At 44.3% G+C, this 23,160-nt stretch carries 21 protein-coding genes; 13 read left to right on the forward strand and 8 right to left on the reverse strand.

The window, feature by feature from the left end:
• Positions 1-59: 59 nt before the first annotated feature.
• The 6 genes from lpxH to ACFI6L_RS08510 all read left to right on the forward strand — a co-directional run bounded on the left by lpxH (position 60) and on the right by ACFI6L_RS08510 (position 8,053).
• Positions 60-782 (forward strand): UDP-2,3-diacylglucosamine diphosphatase, encoded by a 723-nt coding sequence (gene lpxH / locus ACFI6L_RS08485; protein ID WP_462573779.1) that lies wholly within the window; start codon positions 60-62, stop codon positions 780-782.
• 324 nt (positions 783-1,106) lie between these two features.
• Positions 1,107-2,690, forward strand: a complete 1,584-nt coding sequence (locus tag ACFI6L_RS08490) for an alkaline phosphatase (protein ID WP_462573780.1) — start codon at positions 1,107-1,109, stop codon at positions 2,688-2,690.
• A 14-nt stretch (positions 2,691-2,704) separates the two neighbouring features.
• Positions 2,705-4,627 carry an alkaline phosphatase gene (locus ACFI6L_RS08495; protein WP_462573781.1) on the forward strand — a complete coding sequence of 641 codons (1,923 nt, stop codon included), beginning with the start codon at positions 2,705-2,707 and terminating at the stop codon, positions 4,625-4,627.
• A gap of 83 nt (positions 4,628-4,710) precedes the next feature.
• Positions 4,711-5,484, forward strand: a complete 774-nt coding sequence (locus tag ACFI6L_RS08500) for a hypothetical protein (protein ID WP_020743837.1) — start codon at positions 4,711-4,713, stop codon at positions 5,482-5,484.
• Between the two features lie 166 nt (positions 5,485-5,650).
• On the forward strand, positions 5,651-6,265 hold the full coding sequence (locus tag ACFI6L_RS08505) for an OB-fold-containig protein (protein ID WP_342313576.1): 615 nt from the start codon (positions 5,651-5,653) through the stop codon (positions 6,263-6,265).
• An 18-nt stretch (positions 6,266-6,283) separates the two neighbouring features.
• Complete coding sequence (locus tag ACFI6L_RS08510; protein ID WP_039236487.1) at positions 6,284-8,053, forward strand: flotillin family protein; 1,770 nt, start codon at positions 6,284-6,286, stop codon at positions 8,051-8,053.
• Between the two features lie 58 nt (positions 8,054-8,111).
• Here the strand turns inward: ACFI6L_RS08510 and ACFI6L_RS08515 are convergent, their stop codons facing one another.
• Positions 8,112-9,017, reverse strand: coding sequence for a LysR family transcriptional regulator (locus tag ACFI6L_RS08515; RefSeq protein WP_462573782.1), 906 nt, complete (start codon positions 9,015-9,017; stop codon positions 8,112-8,114).
• Positions 9,018-9,129: 112 nt separating this feature from the next.
• On the opposite strand from ACFI6L_RS08515, the gene ACFI6L_RS08520 reads away from it, so the two are divergent.
• The 3 genes from ACFI6L_RS08520 to gtfA all read left to right on the forward strand — a co-directional run bounded on the left by ACFI6L_RS08520 (position 9,130) and on the right by gtfA (position 12,165).
• Positions 9,130-9,885 (forward strand): SDR family NAD(P)-dependent oxidoreductase, encoded by a 756-nt coding sequence (locus ACFI6L_RS08520; protein ID WP_039225284.1) that lies wholly within the window; start codon positions 9,130-9,132, stop codon positions 9,883-9,885.
• Positions 9,886-10,115: 230 nt separating this feature from the next.
• Positions 10,116-10,295, forward strand: a complete 180-nt coding sequence (locus ACFI6L_RS08525) for an oxidoreductase-like domain-containing protein (RefSeq protein ID WP_014949928.1) — start codon at positions 10,116-10,118, stop codon at positions 10,293-10,295.
• 373 nt (positions 10,296-10,668) lie between these two features.
• Positions 10,669-12,165 carry a sucrose phosphorylase gene (gene gtfA / locus ACFI6L_RS08530; RefSeq protein ID WP_427269978.1) on the forward strand — a complete coding sequence of 499 codons (1,497 nt, stop codon included), beginning with the start codon at positions 10,669-10,671 and terminating at the stop codon, positions 12,163-12,165.
• 212 nt (positions 12,166-12,377) lie between these two features.
• On the opposite strand, the gene ACFI6L_RS08535 is transcribed toward gtfA, so the two are convergent.
• Positions 12,378-12,815, reverse strand: coding sequence for a winged helix-turn-helix transcriptional regulator (locus ACFI6L_RS08535; RefSeq protein ID WP_462573783.1), 438 nt, complete (start codon positions 12,813-12,815; stop codon positions 12,378-12,380).
• A gap of 220 nt (positions 12,816-13,035) precedes the next feature.
• Between ACFI6L_RS08535 and ACFI6L_RS08540 the strand changes: the two genes are divergently transcribed.
• On the forward strand, positions 13,036-14,031 hold the full coding sequence (locus tag ACFI6L_RS08540) for a YhdH/YhfP family quinone oxidoreductase (protein ID WP_462573784.1): 996 nt from the start codon (positions 13,036-13,038) through the stop codon (positions 14,029-14,031).
• Positions 14,032-14,093: 62 nt separating this feature from the next.
• Here the strand turns inward: ACFI6L_RS08540 and ACFI6L_RS08545 are convergent, their stop codons facing one another.
• Together ACFI6L_RS08545 and ACFI6L_RS08550 are read right to left on the reverse strand one after the other, a co-directional pair.
• Positions 14,094-14,858: a TerC family protein gene (locus ACFI6L_RS08545; protein ID WP_462573785.1), complete on the reverse strand. Its 765-nt coding sequence runs from the start codon at positions 14,856-14,858 to the stop codon at positions 14,094-14,096.
• A gap of 76 nt (positions 14,859-14,934) precedes the next feature.
• Entirely contained in the window at positions 14,935-15,948 is a 1,014-nt protein-coding gene (locus ACFI6L_RS08550; protein WP_462573834.1) for a zinc-binding alcohol dehydrogenase family protein, read from the reverse strand.
• 99 nt (positions 15,949-16,047) lie between these two features.
• On the opposite strand from ACFI6L_RS08550, the gene ACFI6L_RS08555 reads away from it, so the two are divergent.
• Entirely contained in the window at positions 16,048-16,977 is a 930-nt protein-coding gene (locus ACFI6L_RS08555; protein WP_462573835.1) for a LysR family transcriptional regulator, read from the forward strand.
• A gap of 16 nt (positions 16,978-16,993) precedes the next feature.
• Here ACFI6L_RS08555 and ACFI6L_RS08560 read toward each other — a convergent pair whose 3' ends face one another.
• From ACFI6L_RS08560 to ACFI6L_RS08575, 4 genes are all read right to left on the reverse strand, one after another.
• Positions 16,994-17,473, reverse strand: coding sequence for an invasion associated locus B family protein (locus ACFI6L_RS08560; protein ID WP_462573786.1), 480 nt, complete (start codon positions 17,471-17,473; stop codon positions 16,994-16,996).
• A gap of 53 nt (positions 17,474-17,526) precedes the next feature.
• Positions 17,527-18,783, reverse strand: coding sequence for a nidogen-like domain-containing protein (locus ACFI6L_RS08565; protein WP_101565064.1), 1,257 nt, complete (start codon positions 18,781-18,783; stop codon positions 17,527-17,529).
• A gap of 178 nt (positions 18,784-18,961) precedes the next feature.
• Entirely contained in the window at positions 18,962-20,578 is a 1,617-nt protein-coding gene (locus ACFI6L_RS08570) for a S10 family peptidase (protein ID WP_462573787.1), read from the reverse strand.
• A 150-nt stretch (positions 20,579-20,728) separates the two neighbouring features.
• Positions 20,729-21,316 carry an acyl carrier protein phosphodiesterase gene (locus tag ACFI6L_RS08575; protein ID WP_110288639.1) on the reverse strand — a complete coding sequence of 196 codons (588 nt, stop codon included), beginning with the start codon at positions 21,314-21,316 and terminating at the stop codon, positions 20,729-20,731.
• A 182-nt stretch (positions 21,317-21,498) separates the two neighbouring features.
• Here ACFI6L_RS08575 and miaE point away from each other — a divergent pair, with 182 nt between their 5' ends.
• Both miaE and ACFI6L_RS08585 read left to right on the forward strand, forming a co-directional pair.
• A complete protein-coding gene (miaE, locus tag ACFI6L_RS08580; RefSeq protein ID WP_377948332.1) occupies positions 21,499-22,281 on the forward strand; it encodes a tRNA isopentenyl-2-thiomethyl-A-37 hydroxylase MiaE in 783 nt (260 codons plus the stop codon).
• Positions 22,282-22,491: 210 nt separating this feature from the next.
• Positions 22,492-23,091: a Yip1 family protein gene (locus ACFI6L_RS08585; RefSeq protein WP_014949940.1), complete on the forward strand. Its 600-nt coding sequence runs from the start codon at positions 22,492-22,494 to the stop codon at positions 23,089-23,091.
• Positions 23,092-23,160: the final 69 nt, after the last annotated feature.

The raw sequence follows: 23,160 nt of genomic DNA on the forward strand, positions 1-23,160 counted from the left end.
GGGTTAAGAACAAGCCGCGTTACTTTAACGCGGCTTTTTAAACCACAATAAGAAGATTTATGTCGTTCACCTACTTCATTGCCGACTTGCACCTAAGTGCCGACCGCCCTGACATTACAGAATGCTTAATGCGCTTTTTAAAAGAAGACGCGATTAATGCTGATGCACTTTACGTTCTTGGTGACTTGTTTGAAGTTTGGATTGGCGACGACAACGTTACTCCATTTAACACTGCCATAGCATCAGCATTCAAGGCAGTGAGTCAGCATTGCCCTATATACTTCATTCACGGTAATCGCGATTTCGCCATACGTGAAAAGTGGCTATCAAAAGCCGGCATGACGTTATTAAACGAACAAGAAGTTGTAGACTTATACGGCACACCAACCCTGCTTACTCATGGTGACGAACTATGCACTCGCGATGTTGCCTATCAAAAGTTTCGCAAGAAATCCCGCGGTTGGTGGTGGCCACGTTTAATGCTTGCGCTTCCTTTATGGTATCGACAGCGTGTTGCCGATAACGGTCGCAAGGAAAGCAAAGCCAAGCAACAAAACCTTAAGCCAGATATTATGGATGTTACCCCAGAAGAGGTAGTGAAAGTGATGGAAAAGTGGGGTGTGCAGCGCATGATCCATGGTCATACACACAGACCAAACATTCACAGCCTTGAAGCTAATGGCAAACCTGCGACTCGAATCGTGCTCGGCGATTGGTATGATCAAGGTAGCGTTTTAAAGGTAACCCCTTCAGATGTTATGTTACAACATCACAACTTTTAGTAATAAAATCTGACACTTACAAATGGTCCTACCACTTTTTTTATTACCATTAATAATATTTTATATGTGTGCCCTTCTTTACCTCTAACTCACTATAAAACGTAAGCTTTATCAAATTTCAATCGACCGTAAAATTTCCCAGAGATACAGTTTTGTGACATTTATGACAGTTCAGCAATATAAATGTCAAAGAATTGTCACCTTCTCTCCATACACTCTCCGTGATTTAACAATTCACTCTCCATGCAAGGAATGATGATGGGTAGTGATTGGATGTCTAGACAAAACCACAACCAATACAAACAATACGTTTAGGAAAAAATCATGAATCGTAACTGGAAAGTGGCATGTACTGCTGTTGCTCTAGCGGTTTCTGCTAGTCTTCAAGCGGCAGTGTTACCCGAGCACCAAACTAACAGCGCTTGGTTTACCGACGCACAATCAAAACTAAATACAAAGTTACAAACCAATAATCAGTTCAAAGCAAAGAATGTTATTTTGTTTGTAGGTGATGGTATGGGTATTTCAACCCTCACCTCAGCGAGAATTCACAAAGGTCAATTAGCGGGAAACCCTGGTGAAGAAGGTTATTTGAGTTTTGAAAGCTTTCCACATACGGCCTTGGTTAAAACCTACAATGTAGATGCTCAAACCCCAGATTCAGCGGGCACCATGACCGCTATGATGTCGGGCCTAAAGACTGACGTGGGTGTAATTGGCGTTGACGAAGATATTGAACGCGGTGACTGCTCAACCGTTGCAGGCAATGAAGTTATTACTGCGCTAGAGCTTGCTGAAATAAAAGGCCTGTCTACAGGTATCGTTTCGACAGCCCGTATCACTCACGCTACCCCTGCGGCAACTTACGCAAAGTCAGCAGATCGCAACTGGGAAGATATTTCCGACATGCCAGAAGCCGCTGTAACCGATGGCTGCTTAGACATTGCTGACCAGCTAGTGAACTTTGAAAGCAATTTAGAAGCGCGTTACACCGGTGTTGACGTTGACGGTATTGAGGTTGCTATGGGCGGTGGTCGCCGTCATTTCTTGCCAAAAGACGCCGCATTCAATAGCCCTGATGCAGTGAGTGATGTCGAAGGTGATAGAACCGATGATCGCGACCTTACGGCTGAATGGCAGACCATGTACGAAAATGGTGTATATGTTTATGACCAAGCAGGTTTTGACGCGATAGACGCGGAGAGTGTTGAACGTGTATTCGGCCTTTTCAACGAGTCGCATATGCAATACGAAGCAGACCGTCGAAATGACATCGCAGGCGAACCATCAGTTGCAGAGATGACAGAAACGGCAATTAACATTCTTGATAACAACGAGAACGGCTTTTTCTTAATGGTTGAGTCAGGCCGTATTGACCACGCTCACCATGCGGGCAACGCGGCGGGTGCACTTACCGATACCCTAGCATTTGAAGAAGCAGTAATGACAGCGGTTGAAAATACCGATCCTTCTGAAACATTAATCCTCGTAACGGCTGACCACGGACACGTGTTCACTATCGCAGGCTATCCGAAGCGCGGTAATCCCATTCTAGGCAAAGTGGTTAACGTGGGTTCAGACGAACCTGCAACAGCGTCTGATGGCACGCCATACACCACACTCGGTTACACCAACGGTCTAGGTTTCCGCAACCTAGGTGATGAAACAAATTCTGATGCCACGTATGCATTAGAAAACGCAGCAGGTCGCGTTGATATTACCAATATCGACACAACAACGCCTGGATATCACCAAGAAGCACTTATTCCACTTAGTTCAGAAACACACTCTGGAGAAGACATTGCACTGCATGCCAAAGGACCTGGAAGCCAGCTTGCGCAAGGCGTAATAGAGCAAAACGTTGTTTTCCACTTGATTAATCAAGCGCTTGGCCTTGTAAACGAGTAAGTAGAGATAAGAATATGAACCTTTTTAAATTAAGTATAATTGCGGTAGCAGTAGCAGGTCTTTCAGCGTGTAGCTTGGAAGGCGACGATGGTAACGATGGCGCACCAGGTGCTGATGGCGCTGACGGTCAAAACGGTTTAACAAGCCTTACCGTGCAAACGGAATTAGCGGTTGGCGATGCTAACTGCCCTAACTCGGGTGTTCGCATTGACTCAGGCTTAGACGCCGATGCTGACGGCACACTTGGTGATAGTGAAATTACTTCGACAAGCTATGTTTGTGTTCCTGGCGTAAACAGCGTGAGCAATAGCGAACTACTCACTAGCCTCAATAATGAGTGGTTTGTGTCTGCTCAAAACGAAGTGGAAAACAATAAAGCGGTTTGGATGAACGCAACATCGGGTGAAAGTGCAGCGTCATCGAACGCGTCTTTTACTGTCACTGCAAATTCGCAAGAAGAATTAAAAGCCATGGTAGCGAGCCTGCGCGGTAAAGCGAAAAACGTTATCTTGTTTGTCGGTGACGGCATGGGCGTTTCTACCGTTACCGCAGCGCGTATTCTAGATGGTCAGATGAACGGCCTAGCAGGCGAAGAAAACCAGCTTAGCTTTGACAAATTTCCATTCTCCGGGCTTTCAAAAACTTATAACGTTGATGCCCAAACACCGGATTCTGCAGGCACAATGACCGCTATGATGAGCGGCATAAAAACTAACGTAGGTGTTATCGGCGTAGACGAAGATATTGAGCGCGGTGATTGTTCTACCGTTGCAGGTAACGAGTTAGTTACGGCGCTAGAACTCGCTGAAATTGCAGGTAAGTCTACCGGTATTATTTCTACTGCCCGTATTACGCACGCCACGCCAGCAGCAACCTATGCAAAGTCAGCAGATCGCAACTGGGAAGACATTTCAGATATGCCAGAAGATGCGGTTACAGCGGGTTGTTCTGACATTGCCGACCAGTTGGTTAATTTCGAAGCTAACTTAGAAGCGAACTTTGAAGGCCTGGACGTTGATGGTCTTGAAGTTGTAATGGGTGGCGGACGTCGCCACTTCTTGCCGCGTGACGAAGCATTTAACAGCCCCGACGCTGCGAGCAGTGTAGAAGGCGATCGTACAGATGGACGTGATTTAACGGCCGAGTGGCAAGCAATGTACGAAAACGGGGTTTATATCTATGATCAATCTGGTTTCGACGGCTTGGATACTGAAACCACTGAAAGAGTATTCGCGTTATTCAACGAATCACACATGCAATACGAAGCCGACCGCGGCAACGACATTGCTGGTGAACCTTCTATCGCTGAAATGACAAGTGCAGCAATTAAAGTGTTAGATAACAATGAAGAAGGTTTCTTCCTTATGGTTGAATCCGGTCGAATCGACCACGCTCACCACGCAGGTAATGCTTACGGGGCACTTCATGACACTATCGCTTTTGCTGAAGCTGTTGATGCTGCTGACAAGCTTACTGATGATGAAGATACACTTATTATTGTAACCGCTGACCACGGGCACGTCTTTACCATTGCTGGTTATCCAAAGCGCGGCAACCCCATTTTAGGCAAGGTAGTAAACGTAGGTTCAGATGAAGCTGCTACAGCTGCCGACGGTACGCCATACACCACACTTGGCTACACAAATGGCCTAGGTTTTAGAAATCTGGGAGACGTTACTAACTCAGACGCAGCTTATTTAGAAGGCCCTGATACAGGTCGTAAAGACATCACTGATGTCGACACTACAACACCTGGCTATCACCAAGAAGCCTTAATTCCACTGGGTTCGGAAACACACTCGGGTGAAGATGTAGGCATTTATGCTAAAGGCCCTGGCGCTTTCCTCGTCAACGGTACTAATGAGCAAAGCGTTATATTCCATGTTATGGATTTTGCAGGGGACTTTGTCTCTCAAGCAGAAAATGCAATGGAATAAGTTATTAAAAAAGTAATGCTAGGGCGGCCTTTGGTCGCCTTTTTCGCTTCGGTTAAGAACTTCATTTTCGGTAGGATAAATGAATGAAATTATTTAATGCATTTGCGCTTATTCTTTTTACAAGTGCGAGTACGTTTAGTTTAGCTCAAGTGGCTGAAACTTCGTCTGTAGTAAACGTAACTAATGAGCAGACGTGTAAAGAAGACAGCACCAGTCTGTTCGCTAAATATGAAATAAGCGTGACTAGCCCATCTAAAACTTTACAAACTACATCACTACATTTGTGGCGAAACGGCAATAAAGTCGCACATGAATACCCTGCCACCAATATTACTGAGTCATGGACACTTGTTAGAAACAAATTTATAAAGCCTACTCGCTTTTTCGATGCTCATGAGCGCGCTATCGAATACCAGCCAGGTGAAACCATTCACGGAAAAAAAGAGACGGACTTTTCATACCGCTACCAACTCATTAGTGACAAACTCATTGATGCCATGACCTTGGATAAAAAAGACGGAAAAGGTTGCAATGCCGTTGAACACTATTCACTAGACAACGAACAAGGGCACTTCAAGCTCACATGGATTCCTCACTTAAAATTAGTCAGATCTTTTAGCGTTGATAGAAATGGATATGTAAGAGATTGGGAGCTTACAAACGTAGATTTCGATGTGAACACGAGAGACTTCTTTGCAAAAAGACAAGACTATCAAAGTACAGATTACGCTGATATTGGCGATGATCACACGGATCCTTTTTTAACCAAAATGGTAACTCAAGGCTTTATTGAAGCTGGTGCCAGTGGCTACTACGATGAGCACGGTCACAGTATCGGTGAGGGTCACGCACACTAAACGTATAAAATCGCTCTCTAAATGGCTGTGTCTGCGGCTCAGCCATTTAGGCACTGTGAAAAGGTTTTGTTACAAACTAGCCCAAAGTACATGCGTTACGCGCTGGCTTAATTTTTGTTCTGTGGTATAAAGAATAAAAGCAAGTTAGTCATCATGGATGGTGTAAATGACAGATGTTCTTCTTTCCCCTACAAACTTCTGGTTTAGCATTTCGCTTATAGCCGTTTTCTTTATTTTCATACTAGAACTTGTTAGCACTATTTTTGGTATAAGCCTGTTGGGGTTAGGCGATGATTTTGCAGAGTTTGATGGCAATGGGTTTCTTAATACCTCGTTTGCCAACTGGCTTAATATCAATAAAGTTCCCTTTCTTATTTACCTGGTAGTACTTCTTACTCTATTCGGTTTAGTTGGCTTGATGGTTAACGGCTTAACAGCGAGTGCACTCGGCTATATCTTGCCAGCTTTCCTGTCCGTTCCCCTTGCATTTGTTATTGGCGCGTTCGTAACAGCTAAAACCGTAAAGGTAATTTCAGGCTTACTGCCTAGTGTAGAGTCTAGCGCGGTTAACAGCGATGACTTCATTGGGTCTGTGGCCGAAATCACGATTGGAAAAGCAAGCCGAGGCAACCCAGCTGAAGCAAAGTTCACCGACCATTATTCACAGCCTCATTTTGTGTTAGTAGAACCTTTCGAAGATGAAGAGTTGTTCGCACAGGGAGAGCGCGTCATTTTAGTTCAGAAAAAACAACACAGCTGGTTAGCAACCCGCTACCTATAACTTAAAAGAGATAAAAGTATGGATACAATTCAACCATCTAGCTTGCCGTCAATACTCTTTATTGCCGGTGCTATTGTTGTAGGGCTTATCGTTATTGGCCTTATTTTTGCCAAACTTTACACCCGCGCGACGAAAGAAACTGCGTTCGTAAGAACCGGTTTAGGCGGTGAAAAAGTCATTAAGGACGGTGGCGCTATCGTGCTTCCTGTCGTTCACGAAATAATTCCAGTAAATATGAACACCCTTCGTATAGAAGTGGAAAAAATTCAAAAAGACGCGCTTATTACCAAAGATCGCATGCGTGTTGATGTTAAGGCAGACTTCTATTTACGCGTGGCCCCCAATGCCAATGGCATATCAATGGCTGCGCAAACGCTAGGAACGCGCACCACTCGCGCTGAAGAAGTTAAAAAGCTAATGGAGTCTAAGTTTGTTGACGTACTACGTGCGGTAGCTGCTGAAATGAGCATGACCGAAATGCATGAGCAGCGTGCTGACTTTGTACAAAAAGTTCAGCAAAGCGTGGCTAACGACCTTGAAAAGAACGGTCTTGAGTTAGAATCGGTGAGCTTGACTGGTTTTGACCAAACCGACCTACAGTTTTTCAATGAAAACAACGCTTTCGATGCGGAGGGACGTGCACGCTTAACGAAGATCATTGAAGAAAAGCGCAAGGAAACCAACGATATTCAACAAGAAAACCGCATTTTCATTGAACAGCGTAATTTGGCTGCTGAGAAACAATCGCTAGAAGTGAAACGAGATGAAGAAGAAGCTCGCTTAGCCCAAGAGCAAATTCTTGCCTTTAAACGTCAGGAACAAAAAGCAGAAATTGCTAAGCAGCGCGAAATGAAAGAACGGGAAGAGCGCGAAGCAGAGATTGCTAAAAACCGTGCTATCGAGGCTGCGGAAATTGAAAAATCACGGGAAATTGAAACCCAAGAAATTGCTAAGCGTCAGGCACTAGAGCAAGCGCGCATTCGTCAGCAGCAAGAAGTTGAGGTTTCTGAGCAAATTAAACAAATTGCCGTTGCGACAAAATCTGAGGAAGAGTCGGCCGCACGTGCTAAAGCTGCTGAAGCGGAAAAGGCTAAAGTAGAAAAAGTGGAAGCAGTAACCACAGCGAAAATGGTGGCAGAAGCTGAGCGTAAGAAACAAATTGAAGTTATAGACGCGCGTAAAGAGGCAGAGCGTGAGGCTGTGGGCATTACCGTAGAAGCACAAGCTAAGAAAGAAGCAGCTGAAAACTCTGCTGCCGCCATTCTTACCGAAGCGAAGGCCGCTGCCGATGCAAAAATGCTTCAAGCTGAAGCTGATGAGAAAGTGCTTGCTGTTGAAGCACAAGGTAAACAAGCGCTTTATGAGGCTGAAAATACGCTTAAGACCGAGCAAATCGAGCTGCAAAAAGCCCTTGCCATGCTCAAAATATTGCCTGAGCTTGTGGCACATGCCGTTAAGCCACTTGAAAACATAGAAGGTATTAAAATTCTTCAAGGCTACGGCCAAGGCAGTGGCGTGAAAGGCGATCACACCGTTGCTACTGCTGGAAGTGGTTTAGCTGAACAAGTAACGCAAGCCGCACTAAGCTATCGTGCTAACGCCCCACTGGTAGACTCTATGTTGCGTGAAGTGGGCTTGGTCGATGCGGAAAAAGGCACATTAGATGATTTGGTAACAGGCAACAGCGACATACTGACCAAGGCCAATGCAGTAAAACCTAAACCTATTGTGGCAGCACCAGAAAACCTAAATGGTAATAAAGCGTCGGAAGAGCTTCCAGCTGATTAATGCTCATTGAGCTAGTATTTAGCTAGCTAACACGACACAACATCCAAAGCCCTGTAATTCAACAGGGCTTTTTGTTTTCACGTAATTTATCAACTAACCATTCCGAAAATACTTTTAACCGAAGTGGCATTTGTCTTCTAGAGGGGTACAGGAGATTTACCGGCATCGCTTGGGCCTCGAATTCAGGAAGCACACGAATTAGTTTTGCTTCTTTCAGCTCTGACTCAACCCCCACACTTGGGATTTGCGCAATACCTAATCCACTTGCGCACGCAGCGAAATAGGCCTGGGTACTGTTAACACTTAACAAGCTTTGCATTTCGACGCCATGGAGTTCTCCGCCTTTCATAAATTCAAATTCTGGTGTTTTGTGGCTTAGGGTATGGGAATAATCAATAAGTTTGTGATTAGCTAAATCTTCCAGCGACTGCGGTATGCCCCACTTCGTCGCATAATCAGGACTTACACAGTTATAAATTGGATAAGTTAAAAGGCGGCGGGCAACCAAACTGCTATCCGCTAATGCACCAACCCTAATCACACAGTCAAACCCTTCTTTAATAAGGTCAACTTTGCGATCGACACTGCTTACTCGCAACGTAATCTTGGGGTAAGTAGAGATAAACTCACCTAAAATGGGAAGCAGAATATTGGTTGCAAATCGGCTTGGCATATCGATACGAAGCTCGCCACTTACGCTGTCTGCTGACGTTATGAATTGTGATTGTAAGGCGTCCCATTCACTCAATAAGGCAATACTTTGCGGCAAAAACGTTTCTCCATCAGAGGTGAGAGAAACGCTTCGCGTGCTTCGGTTAAAAAGGCGTGTGCCCAACTGCTTTTCGAGACTTGTTACCGCTTGAGAAATACTCGATTTCGGTAAACCTAGAAGTGCAGCCGCCGCACTGAAGCTTCCCAATCTCGCGGTTTCTACAAACCGTGTAAGCATATCGAACCTGTCCATCTTTCGCCTATTGTTCACAAAATAAGAACAATGTTATCGCTTTAGGTAGGTTTTTCATACCAATTTTAGTCAATATAATCGTCTACGAATTAATCAACAAAGAGAGATAACAATGGCGATTGCATTAATAACAGGTGGAAGTCGAGGTCTTGGGCGCGCTGGCGCATTAGCACTGGCGAAAAAAGGGATAGACGTTGTTATCACGTATAACACTAATGAAGCAGCAGCCGATGAGGTTGTTAAAGAGATTCAGAGCATTGGAAGAAAAGCCTGTGCCCTGCCCCTTAACACCGCCGCCTCGCATTATTCGTTCCCGGAATTTCTAGTTACGCTTAAAGACGTGCTGAACAATCAATTTGGCAAACAGGCTATTACCTATCTGGTAAACAACGCCGGCGTTGGTCTAAATGCTTCTTTTAAAGAAACAAGTATAAAACAGTTCGATACGCTATTTGATATGCATGTGAAGGGACCTTATTTTTTAACCCAAACACTGTTACCTATTATTGAGGATGGCGGAGCAATACTGAATGTTTCCTCTGGTTTGGCAAGATTTTGCTTCCCGGGATACAGCGCCTACGGTATGGCTAAAGGAGCCATAGAGGTAATGAGTCGTTACCTGGCTGCAGAGTTAGGAGCCCGTAAAATTAGAGTAAACACCCTGGCTCCAGGTGCCATTGAGACTGACTTTAGCGGTGGCTATGTTCGCGATAACAGCGAAGTCAATAATGCTATAGCCTCTCAGACCGCTTTGGGCCGCGTTGGCCAACCCGAAGATATAGGTGGTGTTATTGCAGCGCTATTAAGTAACGATAGTTATTGGATTAACGGCCAAAGGATTGAGGCATCTGGTGGTATGAAGTTGTAACACCATTAGCATGATGGCGTTGATGTCAGCTTTCACTTATTAACGAAAATAGGTTAAACGCCTTTGTAACCTTTCAAGCTGCAAAGGCGTATCATAAGGAGTAACATACACAGGCAAAGTTGTATTCTCTGCGCTTAAACATTAGGTTTGGACGTGAGGATATTGTTAAGCCTTGAAAATATTATCTGAGATTTAGATATTTTTAAGGAAGAAAGTCGAGGATAAGTGCTATGAAGTCGCTACCCGAAGAACCAGAGAAACCATTAAGAGACGATTGTTGCGGCGGAGGTTCGTGTTGCCCATGTATTTGGGACGTATACTACGAAAAGCTTGCTAAGTGGAAAGAAGCAAAGCGAGAATTTGACGAGTTAGCGAATAATGAGTCATCAGACACAAGGTCTCCAGACTAGCGGTCCGTACTCGTATTTAAAAATGCCCTGTTCGCTATTTCCTACTATTGAACAGCCCTCGAACGAGCTATCCTGCCTTAGAACTTGCCTAATTTAAACCGCCGCATGAGCGTTCGACAGTTCCATTTTTTAAACTTCTCATTTACAAATTTCTATTCTACTGCTATTTTATCTTAATCGATTAAGATTTTGATTTTCTGTGAGTCTCAACCAAATTTGGTCAGTCAATAGCAGAAGATTAAGAATTAAGCTAAACCCGTTACATGGTTAATTTTGAATCTGCCAGACTGGTAGTGCTTAATTCGTAGTAATGTGTGCTCGCGATACGTAAGAGAAGTACGAGCAAGCGCATGCTGAATTTTGGAGAGTTATCATGTCTATACGCAATGGCGTTCAACTAATCACCTATGCAGACCGACTAGGCGATGGCAACATCGAGAGTCTAACAAGCATACTTCAGGGCCCGTTAGGTGGCCTGTTTACGGGTGTTCACATCCTTCCTTTTTACTACCCTTACGATGGTGAAGACGCGGGTTTCGATCCTATCGATCATACCTTGGTCGATGAGCGCTTGGGCGATTGGGACAACGTTAAAAAGCTTGGCGAATCGGTAGATATCATGGCCGACCTCATTGTTAACCATATGTCGGGGCAAAGTGAAGCGTTCAAAGACGTGCTGAAAAACGGGCGCGAATCGAGTTATTGGCCGCTGTTCTTAACCAAGGAAGATATTTTTAAGGGCAACGATCAAACGCAAATTGACGAACAAATAGCACAAGTGTTCCGCCCTCGACCCACACCGTTTTTCAGCGATTACGAGGTGGGCACAGAGACTGGTAACCCTGAAACCGTGCCGTTCTGGACAACTTTTACCTCTAATCAAATTGATATTGATGTGGAGTCACAGTTAGGCAAAGACTACCTATCTTCTATTCTTCAGTCGTTTACTGAAAGTAATGTTGATCTTATTCGCTTAGATGCGGCGGGCTATGCAATTAAACGCGCAGGTTCGAACTGCTTTATGCTTGAAGAAACCTTCGAATTTATCGAAGAATTATCAAACCGCGCACGTGGTATGGGCATGCAGTGTTTGGTCGAAATACACAGTCACTATCAAACTCAAATTGATATTGCTGCGCGTTGCGACAGTGTTTACGACTTCGCTTTACCTCCGCTTGTACTACACACCTTGTTCTCTAAAAATGCAGAGGCATTGGCATACTGGCTTTCAATTTCGCCACGTAACTGCTTTACCGTGCTAGATACTCACGATGGCATCGGCATTGTTGACGTGGGCGCGAATGGTGACAAACCAGGCCTGCTTACCGCAGATGCGATTAATTCGCTCGTTGACCAAATACATGAAAATTCCAATGGCGAGTCTAAAAAAGCCACCGGTGCCGCTGCAAATAATGTAGACCTTTACCAGGTAAACTGCACATATTACGATGCGTTAGGTAAAGATGACTTCGCTTATTTGGTTGCACGCGCCATTCAATTTTTTAGCCCGGGTATCCCTCAAGTTTATTACGGTGGCTTGCTTGCTGCGCACAATGACATGGCGTTACTTGCTAAAACCAATGTTGGCCGCGACATCAACCGCCCATACTTGTCTACTGCCATGGTAAAAGAAGCCGTTGAGAAGCCAGTGGTTAAAGGCCTGATGCAGCTTATTAGGCTAAGAAACGAAAGCGATGCTTTTAACGGTGTATTTGACGTGAGTTACGTCAACAACGTATTCGTGCTTTCGTGGAAAAACGGCAACCATGCGGCGTCACTAAACGTGAACTTCAGCACAATGGATGCAACTATTCATACGGTGGATAATGGTGAAGAAAGCGTATTGTCAATCAACACACTACTTGCTTAAAGCGCAATCTTTAGCGATAGTTTAGCTACTTAGCGCTCAGCTATTCAGGAATTAACACGTGTCGTCAATGCGCTTAAACGCATTAGCGGCACGTAAACCTTGGATTAGCCATTACGATTTAAGTATTACAAGCCCCACCAGAAGAACTGGTATTGTTGTGAATTAACTCAGTACTCGTTTACCTAAATGACGTATTAGTTTATGTTGGTGTTTTATCTGTAGTCGTTATACGCCCTACCCCAGTCACATAGCTGACGTAAAGTTGGCTCTAGTGTACGGCCTAAATCGGTCAGAGAATACTCTACACGAGGGGGCACTTCTGCATACACTTTCCGGTTTACCAACCCATCACGCTCTAACTCTCTTAACTGCTGTGTAAGCATTTTTTGGGTAACGCCTTGCAATCGTCTACGCAACTGACTGAAACGTAGCGTTTTATGGCAAAGGTGCCACAAAATAACCCCTTTCCATTTACCGCCTATTATCTCAAGGGATACTGCTACGCCACAAATGTATTGATTTGAGTCGTTCTTATTTTCTGCAGCATTGGGCTCATTATCTTGTTTCTGGCTTTTTAGGACGGCGTTATTATCAATGTCTGATGTCACATCACTTTCCTCTGCCACTACACTGTTCAAAGTTGCGGTCATACTACTCCCTCTTAGAGTAATTACGTTCATATTCACTACGTAAAAGGCTTTATTATTAGTGTCAGCATTGATGTCAGTGGTCTTTGTTAAATCGAGCAAAGGGTTTACATCACGCCAATAGTATCTTTTAGGGGACTACCCTACTAAAAAGTGCATACTTGCGCAAAGTTTATATATCGTCACAATGGGTAGCGTAATCATTCGACTAACGGAGACAGGTATGACATCGTTTAAAGCTTTGCTTGTAGAAAAGCAGGAAGATAAACCCTTTACGCGTAAAGTAACGCAGCGTTCACTTGATGACTTGCCTGAAGGCACGCTACTCATTAAGGTGCATTATTCATCGCTTAACTACAAAGATGCACTGTCAGCCACCGGCAATCCAGGTGTGAGCAGAAACTTTCCTCATACCCCAGGAATTGATGCAGCAGGCACGGTGGTATCGTGTGGTGACAATCGCTTTAAAGAAGGAGACGAAGTTATTGTCACCGGATTTGACCTCGGCATGAACACCGCTGGAGGCTTTGGCGAATACATCAGAATTCCAAGTGAATGGGCGGTAGCTAAGCCAAATGGACTTACGTTGAGAGAGTCAATGATCATTGGTACCGCAGGTTTTACTGCAGGACTATCGGTACAAGGCTTGGTTGAACACGGCGTGACTCCTGACAAAGGCGATATTCTAGTCACTGGCGCTACAGGAGGCGTGGGCTCTGTCGCTGTTGCCCTGTTGGCCAAAGCTGGCTTTTCGGTTGTGGCATGCACCGGAAAAAAAGAGCATGAGTCATTTTTAAAGACACTTGGCGCAAGCAAAGTGATAACTCGCGACGAACTATTAGAAAACAAAGAACGCCCCATGCTTAAGGAGCAATTCGCTGGCGCCGTTGATACAGTAGGCGGAGAGTATCTAGCACAGGCAATCAAAGCTACGCAATATGGCGGCGCAGTGACGTGCTGCGGTCTTACGGCTGCTGCAGATCTTAACGTGACTGTATTTCCATTTATCTTGCGAGGCGTGTCGCTTCTCGGTATCGACTCTGTGCAGTGCCCAATGCCTCCAAGATTGAGGTTGTGGGACAAGCTTGCTAGTGAATGGAAGCTAAACTGCCTTGATGACCTTACCGAGGAAGTGACCCTTGATGCGGTAAATGAAAAAATAGACGCAATCTTAAAAGGGCAGATTTCTGGCCGTACTTTGGTTAATGTTCAAGGTTAAGTACATAAAAAGAAGGCACCGCAAGATGGTGCCTTCTGTCTACCTGCTCAGACCCCTTCAAATTACTGGTTACCGTCGCTACTCATTTTTTTAGCCAAGTGAATGGTGCTGACCTGCTTTGCTCTTCGCGAGCGAACCTTAATATTCAGCATTTCTACAATAAACGAGAACGCCATCGCAAAATAAACATACCCCTTAGGTACATGAACATCAAAGCCTTCTGTTATTAAGGTAAAGCCCACTAAAATCAAAAACGATAAAGCCAGCATTTTGATGGTTGGGTTTGCATCCACAAAGTCGCCAATCGGCTTTGCAGCTACTAGCATCACTGCTACTGACGCAACAATAGCAATAACCATGATGCTCAAATGTTCAACTAACCCTACTGCTGTGATAACAGAGTCTAGAGAAAAGATAACATCCAGCACCGCAATTTGAACCAATATTGAGAAAAAACCAGAAGCTGCTACTGCCGTAGTTGATGCCTCGGTCACCTCGAAACTGGCATGTATTTCGTGGGTTGATTTTGCAATAAGAAAGAGACCGCCCAACACTAAAATAATGTCACGGCCAGATATTTCATTCCCAAAGAGGCTAAATAACGGATTAACTAAGCCCATTACCCAAGCCAAACTAAATAGCAATAACAGTCGCGAGCCCATGGCTAAACCAAGGCCTATTTGACGTGCTTTATTTCTTTGATGTTCAGGTAGCCTACCCACCAATATTGAAATAAAGATTATGTTATCAATACCAAGCACTATCTCTAATGCCATTAAGGTGCCTAATGCCACCCAAGCTTCTGGACTCGCAAGCCATTCAAACATTTGCGCTACAAACCTTAGCCAAAACCACCTAATTTAGCGCATAGTATTACGGAATATCATCTCAAGCACGCTTTCTTTAGAAGCCCTCTAGTACTAACTTACCTATAGCACGCCCTTCTTCTAAAATTTTGTGAGCCTCGATTAAGTTAGCCGCATTTATTTTACCTAAATGCTTGCCTACAGTAGTCTTAATTTTACCGTCGTCGATAAGCGATGCTACATGAGTAAGCAAGCGGCTTTGCTCTGCCATATCGTCGGTTTCAAACATTGAGCGCGTAAACATGAACTCCCAATGAAGTGACAAGCTCTTCTGCTTAAGCTTAGCTACGTCAAGACTTTCTGGGTCGTCAATTAGCGCTAGTTTGCCCTTCGGCTTCATAACTTCAACAAAGCTTTCAATGTACTGGTGCGTATTATTTAAGCTTGCGACATGAGTCACTTCACCAATGTTTAAGGCCTTGATTTGCTCAGCCATAGGCTTGCTGTGATCCACTACGTAGTCGGCACCTAACTCCTGAACCCAGCTTTTTGAGCTTTCGCGCGAGGCAGTGGCGATCACGGTAGCCCCCGTTAGTACTTTAAGCAATTGCAGCATAATAGAACCCACGCCACCAGCTGCGCCTACCACAAGCACAACCTCATCGCTCTTTTCACTTTGTTGCCTTAGAGCAAGATGATCAAACAACAATTCATATGCTGTGATTGTGGTTAGAGGAAGTGCCGCAGCATCGCTGTCTGACAGAGACTTAGGCGCTTTACCGACAATACGTTCATCAACTAATTGAAACTCTGCGTTTGAGCCGGCTCTGGTAAGGTCGCCAGCGTAGTAAACTCTGTCACCAACTGCGAACTCGGTAACATCAGCGCCTATATCAACGATTTCACCTACTGCATCCCACCCCAGAATTTTGGGATCACCTCCATTAGGATTAACGCGATGACGAATTTTATAATCGACCGGGTTGACTGCTATCGCACTTATTTTTACAAGTAAATCTCGACCCGACGCGCTGGGCGTTTCGATGTCAATATCCACCAGTGCATTAGGCTCATTAATACCAAGTGAGTGGGTATAACCAATAGCTTTCATCATTTGTCTCTCCTTTGAGTAATATCATCATCATACTCTTGATTAAATTTGGATAAACAGCACAATAAAAGAAACATTATCAAATAGTTTTTGAAAGCCATGTTACTCGACGACTTGAATGTAGTAATAAAAGTTGCTGAATTTAGAAACATTACTGCAGCAGCGACACATTTGAATATGCGTACAGCAACCGCAAGTGCTGCGGTAAAACGCGTAGAACAGGCCCTTGGTGCCGAATTATTTGTTCGTACTACACGCTCACTACGTCTGTCGTCTGCGGGTGAAAGGTTTTTGCCAACGTGCCAAGAAGCCATGTCAATGCTGGCTAATGCCAAGCAGAACTTAAAGGGCGATACAGGCGTGATTGAGGGCGAGCTTAGGTTAGGTTTATCGTCTGATTTAGGCCGAAATGTGATTGCGCCGTGGCTAGATGACTTTATGGATTTACATGACAAAATAACCGTAAAGCTCAACCTGAGTGACAGCAACATTGACTTTTATCGCGATCCCGTCGATTTAGCGCTAAGGTACGGTACTCCAACCGATGCGAATGTATACGGTTTCAAAATTTGTGATGTACCAAGTTTACTTGTTGCCTCCCCTTCTTATATCACCTCTCATGGTGCCCCTGAAAAATTTGAAGACTTGCAAACACACAACGGGCTTTTTTACCAACTACACGACAAGGTATATAACGAATGGGAGTTTTTTCACAAAGGGACACCGCTGAAGATAAAAATGCGAGGCAACAGAACCGCAAACGACGGAGAGATAGTAAAGCGTTGGGCCGTTGCGGGTAAAGGTATTGCTGTTAAATCTGGCTTAGATGCGTGCGACGACATTTTAAAGGGTAGACTTGTAACCTTGTTGCCCGAATATCAACCTAAACCGAAACAGCTTTGGCTGATTTGCCCTAGCCGCCAATCTATTACTCCAGCAGTAAGACTATTCAGAGATATGCTGAAAGAGCGCTGCGCTGAATGTTTAGCGCAGCTAGCCACATTCAGCGTGTCAAAATATCAAAAATAGACGAGTATCTGTGCATTTACTTTTGAATACCTTTATTTAGCTGTACGTAAGCTTCCTCAAAACCTGTCAATGATATGGGTAAGGTAACTTGCTGGTTTTCAGATTTTTGAAACGCTATTAGCATAGTCTGTCCATTGTGCATTTGTTTCAAAAGTTCATTGTCGATTTTCACTATACTTTGGCAAGACTTCTCGTCACAGCCTGAGAATGGCACTTGTATGGATGCAAAATCGTCGATTTTTACTCCTACACCATTTTTTGTGAGTGTATTTTTTGGAAGCTTTATTTTCAATACTGGAAAATCTTGCGAATAGGAGTAGTCAACGTTGACGCCCAATAGCACTTTTTTTGCTTCTTTGTCTTTGGCAACGAGCTGGCTAAGCGTACACACAGACGAATCATTACATAGCAAACTCCAACTACCAAAGTCACTTGTGGTTACAGCCCATGAAAAAAACGATGCAAGTACTAAACTAACTGCTACTAAATATTTCACTTTCACCTCTTAGCAAAACGGGGAGCGCACGCTCCCCCTCTTTTATGACAACTTTATTGCTTCCGCTTTCTTATAACAAGCGTAGCAAACATTGCACTTAGCATTAGAAATAGAGTATTGGGTGTTGGCACAGATACAGGATCAGGTACAAACACAGTAACGGCATTCTGGTTCATGTTAACAACGCCAGAACCATCGAAAGTGAGACCGGTTACAAATGCGTCCGGCGTAGGCTCGAGCATATTCGAAACATCAATTCCCATAATTCTGAAGCGGTCAACTGGGGTATTGAAGTCGTACTCCTCACCACCAGTGATATCTGTGCCTGTATCGAACCAATCCATCAGAACATTGTCCCAAAGAAATAGGTCAAACATGTTGTCGTCGTAACCTTCAGGCAAAAGTACTGACGCGATGTTTGGACCACTATTTACAATATAGTCATAGCCTACTGCTACATCTGGGTCGATGAATACAAGTTCATCTGGATCATCGATAGAGAATTCAAATTCATAGTCTGTCGGTGTTTCTGGATTAACAATTGGCAATATAGGGTTTTCTGGAGTATCACCCGGTAGTACGCCATCGCGAATAGCAAACTTCCAAATACCAGGCGTGCCCGTGTTGCTGTTACTTTCGTCTATATCAGCGATAGCGGCGGTTTGAGACCCCGGCACAGTGAAAAAGTTTTCCCCATCTCCCGCGTCATAACCCGCTTGTGCTGGAACGCCATCTGACGCACTACCTGAAGTCCAGCCGATATCTTCATATCTAAACTCAACGTCGAAATTTCCCGCACCTGTGTCTTCCCGATCAATTAACACTAATTGGAACGTGTTTGTGGGGTTACTGTTTTGACTGTAGTAACCAACATCGTTCCATGTCACTACCAGCGTGTTTTCATTCGGTGAACCGATAAACACGTCGCCACACTCTGCACAGCGCGTATCTACATCGCCCCAAAATGGCGCGATCATTGGCTGGTTGCTTATGGGGAAGGGTCTTGGCGTAAAGGAGCTCACGGTGCCATTGAAGGTAATATTACCGTTATTGTTAATGAAGAATCTATCGTATGAAGTACCAAAGAAATTTACGCCACTATCGAAGGCAAGCGATTCAAATGCGTCAAATACGATAGCGCCCGATGAACCGTCGTCGTTACCATTCATCGCTAAGTTGCCAAATCCACTTTCAGTAGAGCCTTCCCAGCCGGAAAGGAGCACTGAAGCATTGGCTGTGGTGCTTGAGATTGAGAATGCTAGCGCTGCGCTCGCCAACAGGGATAATGAAAAACGCGAAGACTTTTTCATGTATACGTCCTTGTAGTTTATGTTAATAAGAATTTCATTATTTAGCAGACCCGGTTTAGCAAAGTGTAAGCCAAATCTAAAATAGCTTTTAAATACAGAAGCTTAAAAAATAAATAATGAATTAGTTTAATATAATGTAAAAAAACCTGACATCCTTGTCTTTAGATTTTCAGACGTACTATCGCTTGTATTCAGCAGGTATGCCTTTGCCTGGTGTGCTCATTTTAATAAACTCGCGTAGGTCTTGGTTGGACTGTTTTAAGTCGTCGCGACGCAGATACATCATGTGGCCGCTGCGATATCCCTTAAAGCTCAAGCGGTCTTTTAAATTGCCACTTTGATCGAGCTGCCACATCGTATACTTGGCATCAAAGTAGTTCGTAGCGCCGTCGTAATAGCCAGCTTGAATCATCACATTCAGATACGGGTTTTGCGCCATGGCCAATCGCAAGTTCTCACCCGTTTGATTATTGCTTCTATCCCATGGGTGCACGTTCCCAAACATGTTGTACTTAATATCAGTTTTGTAGTTTAACTCTTCACGCAAATAGTAATTAATAGCGGGCGTGAACGAATGAAGCCATGATGTTAGCTCAGCCCAATAGTCAGGGCGGTCGCCGCTTTGCTTAGCATCTATACCCAAATAGCGGCTGTCTAAACGACCTAGCGTCTTCCCTTCGTCGCGCAGTAAGTCTTTCCAGAAAAATGCAGTGCTCACGTCTAAGTTGTTTTGCGCAATAGACGCTTCACTTAACCCAGAATAGCGCGCCATTTGCTTTAACACATCGCGCTTTTCCGTTTCACCAATGAAGCCACCTTTGGCCAGAGCAGGAATAAGCGTATTGATGGTGAAGTCTTCAACTTCAGGCAATAGCTCAGTAAGATCTTTGTTTTGCAACGCGGGTTCAAGCTTATTGTGATACCACGCCGCAGCAGCAAAATAAGGCAGTCGATTAGCGGCTTTTACCGGCCCGTTGCGCTCTATACCAATATCGGTTGGCGATACAAGCACAACGCCGTTTAAGTACATCCATTGGCGATTTTGAAGCTCTAATGCTAATCCTGACACACGCGTCGTGCCGTAACTTTCACCGATAAGATATTTAGGTGAACGCCAGCGATTATCACGCGTTACAAAAGTATTCACCCAGTCTGCCAAATAGCTAATATCGGCGTTTACACCAAAGAACATTTTCTGCTGTTCATCTTGCGATGGCATGCTGCCGTCAGCTTTAGGCAGCACACGGCTGTACCCTGTATTCACTGGGTTAACAAACACAATGTCTGCCACATCCAAAATGGAGTAAGGGTTGGTTTGAACACCATAGGGCTGAACTGGATAGCCTTCATCGTCAATATTAAGAATACGAGGGCCTGTGTAGGCTACATGCATCCACACTGACGCAGAGCCTGGACCACCGTTAAAAGAAATAATAAGCGGGCGCTCAGTATTCTCTTTTACGTCAGTGCGCTGATAGTAAGTGTAAAACAAAGTGGCAACCGCTTCGTCTTTACTGTTCCAAACCGGTTGAGTACCCGTGGTAGCACTGTACTTTACGCGCTTGCCTAGGATTTTAGTTTCGTGCTCTGTCACTACACTGCTATCAATTTTTATTGAACGAGCATGGGCAGATGCGCTTTCTTCTTGCGCTGAAGCACTGGTAGTTAAGCTTACAAAAGCAATTAAGGCTGCCGTTAACCATGCTAGGGTCGCGTGCGATTGCGCTTTGTGCTTATTTTTACCCAGACTTAATAATACGGGCGATGTATTTCTAACTAAGGATTGAATATTCATCATTATTATCTTTGAGTGTCGTTAATTTTATCTTTTTTGTGTTGTCTTTGTATTGCACGCTTTACTATATCGCTGTTCACATGACAGCTTAGCAATGAACGACAAAACGACCAATTTCTTCGATACATTTCTGTAACACGGTTAAGCCTTTCAAATATTCTCAGGGCCATTGATTTTTATGTGTGTAATGAGTTCAGGGAAAAACGTTAAGAATCTCGCTTCAATCTCGTCTCTGTTCGCATTAATATCATCCACAGCAAGATGAAACGTGTTGGGGAAACGAATACGTTTAGCAACCACAGCAATCGCCTTAGCAATGCCCTCTTCCTTAGCATAATCTTCAAACCAGTCATGGGTTATCATATGCCCAACACTGTGCTGCATCGTTCTTGGCATAGTGGGCAATCGCTGTTCTAACAATGCGAAACTCTGTTTTCTGAAGTCGTCAAAACCCTGTGCTGTAAACGACGCCCAATGTTTAATTAGCAGGTGATCGAAGTAGATATCCAGCGCCACAGGTGCAAAGCGCCGACGACTTTTATGAAATAACGCCTTTGCTGCTAAGACGCTGGTATGACTGTCGGTGAACCTATCCACTTCATAGTGGTTTTTGAGACCTAGCTGTACCGCTTGTCCAAACTCTTTAATATCAACACCCCGCCTGAAGTCTCCGAGTAAGTTACCGAATTGAGAATCGGCGGTTGGTCGGGCTAAGAAAAGATGGGCAAGATAATTCATTTTGTAATTTATTGGTCTCTATTTTAAGTTGTAAGGGCTTGTAGGTATCAAGTAAAATTGCGGTTCAATTCTGATACGCTGAATTTTGTACTTTTATAAACCGAAACTGCCGAGACTAGCGTTGGCAGCAACCAAATTCAAATGTAACTGAAAAACCGTAGCACTTAAAATTGAGTTTCAACATGTCTGTAATCTCCACTTCTGAAGTCACGTCTCTACTTTCACCAATCAATGCCTTTTTACATTGCGAGACGCCACAGTCGTGGATAGACGAAGCGCAGAAAGAGGAAAACCTTCGCGTTATCCTTACTGACCACCTAATTTGCGAGCTTAAAGCGGCTCAGTCGGCTATGTACCTACTTCGCCGCTATGTAGCCGATGAGGAAACCAGTAAGGTATTGCTGGGCTGGTTGAAACCTTACGAAGACTTCACTTACCGCCACGAAGGCGATTGGCAATCGCTTAATACTAAGCACCTTTCCAAAAATGTATTTAACACTGAAGGGCTAGACCCTTTTAAAAAAGACATGCTTGATAAAATGGTCATGCTAATTAAAGAAGAGCTTCATCATTTTTACCAAGTGCTAGAAATTATGCACGAGTTGGGGTTTGAATATAAGTCGGTAACATCCAGTCGTTACGCCAATGGCTTGTTGCGTCACGTACGCACTTACGAACCTGAAAAGCTTGTCGACAAGCTCATTTGTGGTGCCTACATTGAAGCGCGCTCCTGTGAACGCTTTGCCAAACTTGCGCCGTATGTTTCCGAAGATTTAGGCAAGTTCTATGTGTCGCTGTTGCGCTCTGAGGCCAGACACTTTGAAGACTACCTAACGCTGGCTGGGCAAATCGCTAAAACCGATATTTCAGAGCGCGTTGCCCACTTCGGAAGCGTTGAAAAATCGCTGATTGAAAGCGACGATGACGAATTGCGTTTCCACTCAGGTGCACCACGCTTAAGTTAACGCTTTGCATCCGTTTATAAATTAATCAATTTATATTGACGGTTTAGTAATTCTGCTGCACACTCAATTTGTAAACATATTGTTAACGGCAGTGTTTAGCGCTTTGCGCTATGTTTGTGTCTCCTTGGTTTTACGGTTAGTCCGTGTGTTCTCCCTGCCTCACAACAATATTTTTTAAAATAATAACGTTGGTGAACAAGGCAGGACTTTATGATTTTGAATCATCTAATTGGTATTTACACTCATCCAAAAGAAGAGTGGCAAACCATTGATACCAAACACGAAACCTATTTTTACGCGCTTACCCATATCGCTTTTATATCTCTCATTCCATCACTCGTGGCCTATTACTCCAGTGCCCATACTGGCTGGAGTATCGGCGCAGGTGACATAATTCGCCTTAGCGAAAATACCGCCATTATGATGGGTATAGGCATGTATTTTGGCTTAATTGCAGGCGTGGTCGCATTGGCTGTACTTATTCATGAGTTGGCTAAAGCGTTTGATGCGACGCCAACTTATACGCAGTCGCTGGAACTTGCGGCCTACACGGCTACACCGTTGTTTATGGTGGGCTTCGCAGGTCTTTACCCAGAACTCTGGGTAGTGATGACGGCGCTGTTAGTCGGTATTAGCTATTCGGTATACCTGCTCTACTCTGGCGTGCCAATTTTGATGCATATGCCAGAAGATAAAGGGTTCATTTACTCAAGCTCGGTAGTGACATGTGGGCTAGTATTGCTCGTTATTCTAATGACAGGTTCAGTTTTGGTGTGGGGACTGTCCGGCGGACCAGTATTTGTTCACTAGCCTCTTTCATTGAAATAAAGCATTAAAAAAGCCGCTTTAAAAAGCGGCTTTTTGTTATATCAAAGAGCG

Source organism: Alteromonas sp. G4i35 (assembly GCF_054960375.1).